The sequence below is a fragment of the Streptomyces sp. genome, from assembly GCF_035563135.1.
Taxonomy (GTDB): Bacteria; Actinomycetota; Actinomycetes; order Streptomycetales; family Streptomycetaceae; genus Streptomyces.
The window spans coordinates 1-4,025 of sequence record NZ_DATMVN010000067.1 but is presented as its reverse complement, the minus strand read 5'-3'; the positions used below and the strand labels follow the sequence as shown (position 1 = coordinate 4,025).

1 protein-coding gene and 2 pseudogenes are annotated in these 4,025 nt (G+C 73.2%); all 3 read left to right on the top strand.

All coding sequences use genetic code 11. The features are described 5' to 3' along the window. A pseudogene (locus tag VN520_RS03005) lies at window positions 1-1,549 on the top strand (serine/threonine protein kinase); the annotation flags it as partial. Window positions 1,550-1,666: 117 nt separating this feature from the next. Beyond that, complete coding sequence (locus VN520_RS03000) at window positions 1,667-3,403, top strand: serine/threonine-protein kinase (RefSeq protein ID WP_325745251.1); 1,737 nt, start codon at window positions 1,667-1,669, stop codon at window positions 3,401-3,403. Window positions 3,404-3,746: 343 nt separating this feature from the next. Next, window positions 3,747-4,025, top strand: a pseudogene (gabD2, locus tag VN520_RS02995) (succinic semialdehyde dehydrogenase); the annotation flags it as partial.

Genomic DNA, 4,025 nt, shown 5'->3' with positions numbered 1-4,025 from the left:
GGGTGGTTCCGGCGAGGACGCGCTGCGTGCCGACGCCCGGCGGCCCGGCAACGGGCCCGTGGACCGCCAGGACCGGCTGCCGCAGCCCGTGACCGCCCGTCCCCCCGCCGGAGGGTGGGACGAGGTCGTCGCCGGGAGCGGCACCACCCCCGCCTACCGGGGCCCGGCCACCCCCCTCGCCGCCGAGCGGGCCCGGCAGGCCCGTATCGCCGTCGTCGGTGCCGTCACCGAGCGGTGGGCGCCCGAGCAGGCGGGGCCGGTCCACGACAACTGGCAGCTCGCCCCGCCCATCGGCCCCTCCACCGACCTGTGGGCGCTCGGCGCCCTGCTCTACCGCGCGGTGCAGGGCCACGCCCCGTATCCGGAGGAGAACGCCGCCGAACTCGTCCAGATGGTCTGCGGCGAGCCGCCCGCCTTCGCGGAGGAGTGCGGCCCGCTGCGTCCGATCGTCGAGTCGCTGCTGCGCCAGGACCCCACGGAGCGACCCGACTTCGAGGAACTGCGCGGCTGGCTGCGCTCCCTCGTCCGCTCGGCCCCCGAACCCGAGGCCGGCGCCGACATCGTCACGATGCCGCCCGCCGACGCCACCCGGCTTCCGATCGTGCGCCGCCGGGGTGAGCTGGTGCGCCGCCGCCGGAGCCGCGGTGGCGCGGTGCACGGCCGGCACCGTCAGGGGAAGTCCCAGCGCCGCGAGAAGCAGCGGAGGTACGAGCAGCAGGCGTACGGACAGCAGGCGTACGGACAGCAGGCGTACGAGCCGCAGGAGTACGAGAAGCCGCCGCGCGCGCCCCGGGAGCCCAAGGGGCCCAAGGTGCTGCGCCAGCCGCAGCCCGGTGGCCGGGCCCCGCGACGGCTCGGACGGATGCTGCTGGTGCTGATCCTGCTGGCGATGACGGCGGCCATCGCCTACGCCATGCTGTTCATGTCCGAGGAGGGACCGGAGACGGGGACGGGGGCCGCGCCCTCGGGCTCCTCCACCGCACCGGCCGAACCGGAGCCCGCCGACAGCCCGTCCGCCGGTTCGTCGGAGCCCTCGGCCTCATCCGGTTCCTCCGGTTCGCAGAAGCCGCAGACCAGCCGCTCCGCCGTCGCCCTCGCGCCGGGCTACAAGTTGCGCGAGGACGCCGAAGGATTCGAGATCGGCGTGCCGGCGGACTGGCAGCGCAGTCCGGCCAACGCCGACCGCCAGGTCCGTTACGGCAGCGACGGCTTCAGTGTGCTCGTCGTGCCCGGACGGGACACCGTCAAGGCCAACGGGAGCGATCCGCTGGACTACCAGCGGACCGCGGAACCCGAGCTGAAGCCCTTCCGGGACTCGAGCTGGGCCACGTCCACCGGCCTGCGCCGCGTCGACGTCGGCCAGCAGGCCATGGCGGAGGGGCAGTTCACCTGGCAGGAGAGCGGCGGCCGCCAGGTGTACGTCCGCAACCTGGTCATGATCGTGGACGGCAGGTACCACATCGTGCAGGTCATCGGCCCGGAGAACGAGCGGGACAAGGTCTCCGAGATCTACGCCCAGGCCATCTCCTCGTACCGCGTGACTTCCTGACGGGTCAACAGCTGGACGCGACAAGCATCACAGTGCGGTCTCGTGAGCGATGCGAGGTTACGTCGCACCGCCTCCCGTCCGTAATCTGGCGTCCCAAGGAACGGGGCGGGGACACACGTGGAACACGCGCAGGGCACGGACACGGGGATCGTACTGGCCGGACGTTACCGGTTGGGTGACGTCCTGGGCCGCGGCGGCATGGGAAAGGTGTGGCGCGCCCAGGACGAGGTGCTCCACCGGACCGTCGCGGTCAAGGAGCTGACCGCCGGGCTGTACGTCGCCGAGGCGGACCGGGCGGTGCTGCACGCCCGCACGCAGAAGGAGGCGCGCGCCGCGGCCCGGATCACGCATCCCGGGGTCGTCACCGTCCATGACGTCATCGAGTACGACAACCGCCCCTGGATCGTCATGCAGTACGTCGACGGGCCCTCGCTCGCCGACGCGGCGAAGGAGTCGGGCGAGGTCGAGCCGCGCGAGGCCGCCAGGATCGGCCTCCACGTCCTGAGCGCGCTGCGGGCCGCCCACGGTGCCGGTGTCCTGCACCGGGACGTGAAACCGGCCAACGTCCTGCTCGCCCGGGACGGCCAGGTCCTGCTGACCGACTTCGGAATCGCCGCGATCGAGGGGGACTCCACCATCACCAGGACAGGTGAACTGGTGGGATCCATCGACTACCTGGCGCCCGAGCGGGTGCGTGGCGGCGACCCGGGCCCCGCGTCCGACCTCTGGTCGCTGGGCGCCACGCTCTACGCGGCCGTCGAGGGGAACTCGCCCTTCCGCCGTACGTCCCCCATCTCCACCATGCAGGCCGTCGTCACGGAGGAACCGCCTCCGCCGCTGCGCGGTGGCGCGCTGGCCCCGGTGATCACCGCGCTGCTGCGCAAGGACCCCGCGGACCGTCCGACGGCCGCGGAGACGGAGCGCATGCTGCTGGACGCGATGGAGGGGCGAAAGCCCCGTGCCGCTCAGGCTCATGTGCCGACGCAGCGGATCTCCGGGGACGACCTGCGGGCCTTCTCCGCCCCGGACGGCTCCACCGCCCACCTCTCCCAGCCCCTGCCCGGTCCGCTCGTGCCCCCGCACACCTCGGCGCCCACCATCCGGCGCAGCCGGGGCCGGTGGCGCACCGCCCTGCTGGTCGTGGCGGTGGCCGCCCTGATCGGCGGGGCGGCGGGCCTGGTGGCGATGAAGGCGGCGGACCGCGACGGAGACACGACCAGGGGCGCGGTGGAGCAGAGCACGGCCGGACCGGCTCCCGCCCCCTCGGCCTCCGCCGCCGGGGCCCCCGTGGAGACCGGGGCCCCCGCGGAGACCGGGGACCCTGCGGAGACCGGCGGCCCCGCCGAGACCGGGGGTTCCGCCGGGAAGGGGGGCGGGCCCGCCTCGAAGGAGATACCCGACGGCTGGAAGCGTGTCGACGACCCCGAGGGCTTCAGCCTCGCCGTCCCCGAGGGCTGGGAGCGGCGGACGAGCGGCAGTCAGATCGACTACACCCCGGACAACGGTGCGCACCGCATCCGGATCAGCCTCGATCCGCAGCCGGACTTCACCAACTCGTACACGCACATGCAGAGCATCGAGAAGGATCTGGCCGCGCGCCTGCCGGATTACGAGCGCCTGACTCTGGAGACGAACGTCTTCCGTGACCGCCCCGGCTCCCGCTGGGAGTTCACCTGGGTCGAGTCCAAGGACCATCCGGGCCCGCGCCACGGCATCGACCAGATGTACTTCGCCGAGGCCGGCGGTCCGGAGTACGCGTTCTACATGACGGGGCCCGAGGAGGAGCAGACCGAGACCCGGAAGCGCTTCGAGACGATGCTGCGCAGCTGGGAGCCGCCGGAGCGGAGCGGCTGAGGGCGTCGAGGGGATCCACGCCGAGACGGCGGAGCGGCTGAGGGCGTCGAGGGGATCCACGCCGAGACGGCGGAGCGGCTGAGGACGGCGAGGGGATCCACGCCGAGACGGCGGAGCGGCTGAGGACGCCCAGGAGATCCACGCCGGGACGGCGGAGCGGCTGAAGATCCACGAAACCTGACGTCCGATCCCGGGAGCGACTGTGAATCACCCCTGATCAGCGGTTATGCAGCCAGTGATCACTGGCTGTATGGCCGGGCGCGGCAGGAGTCTCTGGCGGGGTCTGTGAAAACCTGTTACCCACGGGTACCCAAAGTGGGCGGCTGGACATACTCTCGCCCTCATGACGGACTCGCAGGCCCCCACGACCACCTCCGCCGCCCCTGGCGCCCGCGTCGGCACCAACCCGGTGGCCGCCGCTCCGGCGGGCGCGCGTACCGCCGCCGACGTGGTCACACCCGAGGTGATCGCCCGGCTGACCCGTGACGTCGTCGGTTCCGGCCGCACGGCCAACCACAGCCCCTTCACCGGGGAGAAGCTGGCCGACCTGCCCGAGTCCGCCCCCGAGGACGTCGCGACCGCCTTCGAGCGCGCCCGGGCCGCCCAGGGCGTCTGGGCCGCG